The following is a 6,428-nucleotide window of genomic DNA, read 5'->3' as shown; positions in this document are numbered from 1 at the left end:
GCGTTTTACTTTTAAAAAGATTATTTCAGCGTTTTGAGCATACAGATATCGCAGCTGTTGGGACCGGTGTTGCCGAGGCTACCGTCCAGATGTTCGAAACCGAATGCTTCGGCCTGCTCTATCGCCAGCGCTGGATCGTGCAGGCTTACGCCTTCGAGATGATCGATTTTGTTATCGCGGAAGCTTTTACGGATAACGTCGGCGATAGCCAGGTTATCGTCAGGGCGTATTGGCCGGATCCGGACAGGAAGATCTCGCTGGCAGAAAAATAGCGATCGGCACGATCGCCGTGGTGTTGATCTTTGATGTGCTGGTCGCTCTGGGATCGCTTTAATCGACAGGCGGTAAACTGGTGTGCTTCGGCATGTATTTGCCATAATGGGCATCAAGTTTCACGGCGGCGAATAATCATGATCAAATCCCTGTATATCGACAACTATCGTTCGGTGCGCAAGCTTTCTATTGATTTAGGAAGGCTGAACGTGGTGTTTGGGCCGAACGGATGCGGTAAATCGAACATCTATAAGGCGATTCATCTGATCCACGGGGCGGGTACCGGGCAGCTGTCCCACTGGCTTTCCGACGAAGGTGGGATCCAGAAGGCCATGTGGGCCGGCGATAGAGCCCGAGGCTACGCCAGCGCGCCGCGCAGGTTAACGCTGGCGGTAGAAACCGAAACGTTCGAATATGAGCTGCAGGTTGGGTTTCCCGAACCGCTTCCGTACCCGACGATGTTTGGCCTCGATCCTATCGTCAAAGAGGAGCAAATCTGGCTCAGTGGCTACCGGCGCCGCCCATCGTCATCGGTAATGCAGCGCCGTAATCAGACGGTTTTCCTCAATAACGTCAACGGCGAAAAGGTCACCCATGCCGCCACGCTGTATGAAAATGAGTCCCTCTTTGGCCAGCTTGGCGAGCCGCATCTGTACCCGGAAGTTTCAAGTGCCAGGGAGACGTTGCGAAACTGGCGCTTTTACCACGAGTTCGACATTTCCAAAGGGGCAGGGCTCAGATTGCCTCAGGTGGGTTACCGCAGCCCGGTGCTTTCCGGCGATGGTTTAAACCTGGCCGCCGCGTTTCAGACGATCGTTGAGATTGGCGACAGCGAGCTGATGTTTACCGTGCTGGATGAGGCCTTCCCGGAGTGTACGTTTTTCTGCGATAACACCGGCGGGCGCTTCCAGATGATGATGAACCGACTGGGGATTAACCGGCCTCTGGAGGCCGCTGAATTTTCTGATGGAACGCTGCGTTTTCTGTGCCTGACGGTGGCGCTGCTTAGCCCGAGGCCTCCGCAGTTTATCGCTCTCAATGAACCTGAAAACAGCCTACATCCACAAATGCTTCCGGCGCTGGCGCGGCTGATAGCCGAGGCGAGTCGTTACACGCAAATCTGGCTGACCAGCCACTCGCCGGAGCTGGCTAAGCTCATTGAAAAGCACACGGCATTTACATTGTATGAGCTGGGGATTGAGCAGGGCGAGACGCGGGTAAACCGGCTTTTATGAGCCGTTCTGTGCCTCAGCGCCTGCTTTGGTGAAATCTGCTTTGCGGTAACCTGGCTGCAACAATAATCAGAGAGATATGCTAAAAGCGGCTAACCGTGTGAACTTCATCATTTTTGTCTCTGGCCTGCTTAACAAGCCATTCACTGCATTTTTTGCGCTACTTCACACCGATGGCGAAAAGGTGAATTTGCCTTGAAAAATCTGATGTATAAAAATCAATATAAAACAACGTGATACTTATTTTTAATACCTCCGGGTAATTAATTATTCCCCTAACTTGCTGATGAGAAGTAAAAAACAACATAATTTCATGCTTACAGGAGAATAATTTTCTCTTTGGCGTCTTTTTATCCTGCATAGTTGCAAGTTTTTTCTCTCTTTAGCGCGCTATCATTGTTTTATTATAAAAAAGACCTGCCAATTGTTCGCCCCGGTATCTCATCGCCCGGGGAATTATTGCTTTATTTAAAATAACGATTAAATCCTACATTAAGAGAAATATTAAATGGAAACAATAATCGCCCCTCTGGCGACCTCACCGGCTGCTCGTCGTGCCGGAATGACCGAACGTGAATGGCAGGATGCAATAAAGCTGGATAGTAACGACATTGGCTGGATAATAATGAGTATTGGTATGGCGATTGGTGCGGGGATCGTTTTTTTACCCGTTCAGGTTGGATTAATGGGATTGTGGGTTTTCCTGCTTTCTTCCATTGTAGGTTACCCCGCGATGTATTTATTCCAGCGGTTGTTTATTAATACCCTTGCCGAATCCCCGGAATGTAAAGACTACCCAAGCGTGATCAGCGGTTATCTTGGGAAAAACTGGGGGGTATTGTTAGGGGCGCTTTATTTCATTATGTTGGTTATCTGGATGTTTGTTTACGCTACCGCCATTACTAATGACAGCGCTTCTTATCTGCATACCTTTGGCGTAACGGACGAGTTACTTTCAGATAACCCATTTTATGGCCTGATACTGATTTGTGTGCTGGTGGCGATATCTTCGCGCGGTGAGCGGCTGCTGTTTAAAGTTTCCAGCTTGATGGTGATGACTAAACTTCTGGTTGTGGCGGCGCTGGGTGTATCAATGATTGGCCTTTGGCATCTCTATAACGCGGGTTCGTTGCCTCCGCTGGGGTTGCTTATCAAGAATGCCATCATCACGTTGCCCTTTACCCTGACTTCTATTCTGTTTATTCAGACGCTGAGCCCGATGGTTATCTCGTACAGATCGCGAGAAAAATCTCGTGAGGTCGCTCGCCATAAAGCATTACGAGCGATGAATATTGCCTTTGGGATTTTGTTTGTCACGGTATTTTTCTATGCGGTGTCGTTTACTTTGGCGATGGGGCACGATGAAGCGGTAAAAGCCTATGAACAAAATATTTCAGCATTAGCGATTGCCGCCCAGTTTATTAATGGTGGGTCTGGTTCATGGGTTACTGTCGTCGGCGTTATATTAAATATTTTTGCGGTAATGACCGCATTCTTTGGGGTTTATCTCGGGTTTCGTGAAGCAACGCAGGGTATCGTGATTAATATATTACGCCGTAAAATTGCCGCTGAGAAAATTAATGAGCGACTGGTGCAATACGGCATTATGATCTTTGCAATTTTGCTTTCCTGGAGTGCGATTGTTCTGAATGCACCCGTGTTAAGTTTTACCTCAATATGTAGCCCAATATTTGGCATGGTCGGGTGTTTGATCCCTGCATGGCTGGTTTATAAAGTCCCGGCGCTGCATAAATATAAAGGGGTATCTCTGATTATTATTATTATTACCGGGCTATTGCTTTGTGTTTCTCCTTTCCTGGCGTTCTCCTGATGGCCAGGTTGCAGTAAGGACTTAAGGTATAAATATGTTAAATCCAGAATTAAACCCGGCGTGGGCCGAATTAATCCGGGCGGTAAAACAAAATGTGAGGCCTGCGGTAGGCTGCACTGAACCCATTTCGCTGGCGCTGGCCAGCGCCCTGGCGGCTTCGCACCTGGAGGGCAACGTGGAGCGTATTGTGGCGAAGGTCTCCCCCAATCTGATGAAAAATGGGATGGGGGTGACGGTACCCGGAACAGGTATGGTTGGGTTGCCGATTGCTGCCGCAGTTGGTGCCTTGGGGGGCAATCCGCAGGCCGGGCTTGAAGTGTTGAAAAGCGCTTCGGTCGCGTCTATTGCCGCCGGTAAGTTGCTGCTGGCGAATGGGCGAGTCTCCGTCTCAATTTGTGAGCCTTGCGACGAAATCCTCTACGCCAGCGCCACGGTTTTTACGGCTAATGCGTTTGCTACCGTCACCATTGCTGGTGGGCATAGCAGGGTGGTTCGCGTTGAGAAACAGGGAAAAGTGCTGTTTGACCGCAGCCATGAACCCCGAACTGATGATGCTGAATCCTGCTGCGATCTGGCCAAATTTACGCTGTCGCAAATTGTTGAGTTTGCCGGGAATGTCCCCGTCGAGAGCATCGGTTTTATTCGGGATGCGGCCTTGCTGAATAACGCCCTTTCCCATGAAGGACTGCGGGCCCCGTATGGTCTTCACATCGGTGCAACTTTGCAGCGCCAGAGAGCGCGGGGGCTGCTGGCGAAAGATCTGTTCACGGATATTATCATCCGAACGTCTGCCGCCTCGGATGCCCGCATGGGCGGCGCCTGTTTGCCGGCAATGAGTAACTCTGGGTCGGGTAACCAGGGCATTGCGGCCACGATGCCGGTTGTGGTCGTGGCTGAACACCTTGGAAGCAGTGAGGAGCAGCTAACCCGGGCGCTTATTCTGTCGCATTTGACGGCTATTTACATTCACCATCAGCTGCCAACTTTATCAGCACTTTGCGCGGCGACGACGGCCGCAATGGGGGCGGCGGCGGGCATGTTGTGGCTGATTGACGGAAGCTACCGGAGTATTACGATGGCGATTAGCTCGATGATTGGGGACGTCAGCGGCATGATTTGCGATGGCGCTTCCAATAGCTGCGCGATGAAGGTTTCAACCAGCGTTTCTTCTGCATGGAAAGCCGTTCTGATGGCTCTGGATAATACGGCGGTCACGGGTAACGAAGGGATCGTGGATCAGGATATTGAAAAATCCATCAGTAATCTTTGTGCTCTGGCAAGCCGGTCAATGCAGGCAACCGACCGCCAGATTATTGACATTATGGCTAATAAAACAGCCTGACTAACGGGCTCATCCCCGACATCACGTCGGGGAGAGTTTAAACCGGCAAATCAATCAGCAGCGCACGCAGCGGCGTATCTGCCACCAACGTGATTTTCGCTTCATCTCGAATAAACGCGCCGTCGCCGCAGGTTAACCCTTCCTTCTCTTCGGACGATGTCACCGCGTGTACCGTGCCGTGAATCGACTGCAGGTAGGCACGCGGGCCATGGAGCTGGAAGTTTAGCTGTTCGCCTTTTTCCATCTCAATATGATGGATCCATACCTGCTGGCGCAGCTGCAGGCTGTTACTGCTGCCGTCCGGCGAGGCAATTAGCTGATGCGATGCTCCTTTCAGCGGGACCTTTTGCACCAGCGGATTTTCACTCTCCGGACAGGCGTCCAGCCACAGCTGCATCCGCGTCAGTGATTTCTCTTTGCTGATGTTGTGCTCGCTATAGCTGATGCCGGGCTGGGTCGATAGCAGCAGAACTTCGCCTGCGCTGGCCTGGACATGGTTGCCTTCGCTGTCGCGGTATTCCGCTTCCCCTTCCAGAATCAGGTTGAGGATGTCTACCTTTGGGTAGCCGCGCGGCTGAAACGATGCGCCGGGCGCCAGGACTTCCTGGTTGAGCACGCGCAGGGAGGCGTAGCCCAGCAGTTTCGGGTCGAAGTAATGTCCAAAAGAAAAGGTGTAGCGAGCCTGCAGCCATCCGTAGTCAGCTTTACCACACTGTTTGGCTGTTCTTGTCGTAATCATAATTCTTGACCTCTCTTTACACTAAACCCATGTTAAGGGTCTGGGCGCTGCATTGTTAGCCAGTTAATCTGCTCGGTATGTTCAAATTTCCTGAATGAGAACGAAATGGCGAAAGAAAGGGCGTTGACGCTGGAAGCGTTAAGGGTCATGGATGCAATCGACAGGCGGGGCAGTTTTGCCGCCGCTGCCGACGAGCTGGGGCGCGTGCCGTCAGCGCTTAGCTACACCATGCAAAAATTAGAAGAAGAACTGGATGTTGTGCTATTTGACCGTTCGGGCCATCGCACCAAATTCACCAACGTGGGGCGTATGCTGCTGGAGCGAGGGCGGGTACTGCTGGAGGCTGCTGATAAGCTGACGACCGATGCTGAAGCGCTGGCGCGGGGCTGGGAAGCAAACCTGACCATCGTTACCGAAGCGCTGGTGCCGACGGAAAAATTGTTCCCGCTGGTCGACAAGCTGGCCGCTAAGGCTGACACCCAGCTGTCTATTTTTACCGAGGTGCTGGCCGGGGCCTGGGAACGGCTTGAGCAGGGAAGGGCGGATATTGTCATTGCGCCGGATATGCACTTCCGCAGCTCGTCGGAAATTAACTCCCGCAAGCTGTACAAAGTGATGAGCGTGTATGTTGCCGCCCCGGATCATCCTATTCATCAGGAACCGGAGCCGCTGTCTGAAGTGACCCGCGTGAAATACCGTGGCGTGGCGGTAGCCGACACCGCTCGTGAAAGGCCGGTGCTAACGGTCCGACTGCTGGACAAACAGCCGCGCCTGACGGTGAGTTCTATCGAAGAGAAAAGGCTGGCGCTGCTGGCCGGGCTTGGCGTAGCGACGATGCCCTACCCATTGGTAGAGCAGGATATTGCCGAAGGCCGCCTGCGGGTGGTTAGCCCGGAGTACACCAACGAGATTGATATCATTATGGCGTGGCGACGCGACAGCATGGGCGAGGCCAAAGCCTGGTGCCTGCGTGAGTTGCCTAAACTGCTGAAATAAAAAAACGCGTTGGTT

At 52.2% G+C, this 6,428-nt stretch carries 6 protein-coding genes; 5 read left to right on the top strand and 1 reads right to left on the bottom strand.

The window, feature by feature from the left end:
- The 4 genes from HX778_RS15465 to HX778_RS15450 form a co-directional block, all read left to right on the top strand.
- On the top strand, positions 1–272 hold a 272-nt coding region (locus tag HX778_RS15465), incomplete at its 5' end, for a hypothetical protein (RefSeq protein WP_218167153.1).
- A 138-nt stretch (positions 273–410) separates the two neighbouring features.
- Positions 411–1,508 carry an AAA family ATPase gene (locus HX778_RS15460; protein WP_176982462.1) on the top strand — a complete coding sequence of 366 codons (1,098 nt, stop codon included), beginning with the start codon at positions 411–413 and terminating at the stop codon, positions 1,506–1,508.
- Positions 1,509–2,013: 505 nt separating this feature from the next.
- A complete protein-coding gene (locus HX778_RS15455) occupies positions 2,014–3,336 on the top strand; it encodes an amino acid permease (RefSeq protein ID WP_038476257.1) in 1,323 nt (440 codons plus the stop codon).
- Positions 3,337–3,370: 34 nt separating this feature from the next.
- Complete coding sequence (locus HX778_RS15450; RefSeq protein WP_176982461.1) at positions 3,371–4,678, top strand: serine dehydratase subunit alpha family protein; 1,308 nt, start codon at positions 3,371–3,373, stop codon at positions 4,676–4,678.
- Positions 4,679–4,715: 37 nt separating this feature from the next.
- On the opposite strand, the gene HX778_RS15445 is transcribed toward HX778_RS15450, so the two are convergent.
- Complete coding sequence (locus tag HX778_RS15445; protein ID WP_038476251.1) at positions 4,716–5,417, bottom strand: pirin family protein; 702 nt, start codon at positions 5,415–5,417, stop codon at positions 4,716–4,718.
- Positions 5,418–5,522: 105 nt separating this feature from the next.
- Between HX778_RS15445 and HX778_RS15440 the strand changes: the two genes are divergently transcribed.
- On the top strand, positions 5,523–6,413 hold the full coding sequence (locus tag HX778_RS15440; protein ID WP_038476248.1) for a LysR family transcriptional regulator: 891 nt from the start codon (positions 5,523–5,525) through the stop codon (positions 6,411–6,413).
- Positions 6,414–6,428: the final 15 nt, after the last annotated feature.

This window comes from Cedecea sp. P7760 (assembly GCF_013386425.1).
Taxonomy (GTDB): domain Bacteria; phylum Pseudomonadota; class Gammaproteobacteria; order Enterobacterales; family Enterobacteriaceae; genus Cedecea; species Cedecea selenatireducens.
This window is presented reverse-complemented; position numbering and strand designations above follow the sequence as displayed.

Coding starts and splice junctions, on each gene's coding strand:
- HX778_RS15460 (WP_176982462.1), top strand. CDS start 411: ATGATCAAATCCCTGTATATCGACAACTATCGTTCGGTGCGCAAGCTT.
- HX778_RS15455 (WP_038476257.1), top strand. CDS start 2,014: ATGGAAACAATAATCGCCCCTCTGGCGACCTCACCGGCTGCTCGTCGT.
- HX778_RS15450 (WP_176982461.1), top strand. CDS start 3,371: ATGTTAAATCCAGAATTAAACCCGGCGTGGGCCGAATTAATCCGGGCG.
- HX778_RS15445 (WP_038476251.1), bottom strand. CDS start 5,417: ATGATTACGACAAGAACAGCCAAACAGTGTGGTAAAGCTGACTACGGA.
- HX778_RS15440 (WP_038476248.1), top strand. CDS start 5,523: ATGGCGAAAGAAAGGGCGTTGACGCTGGAAGCGTTAAGGGTCATGGAT.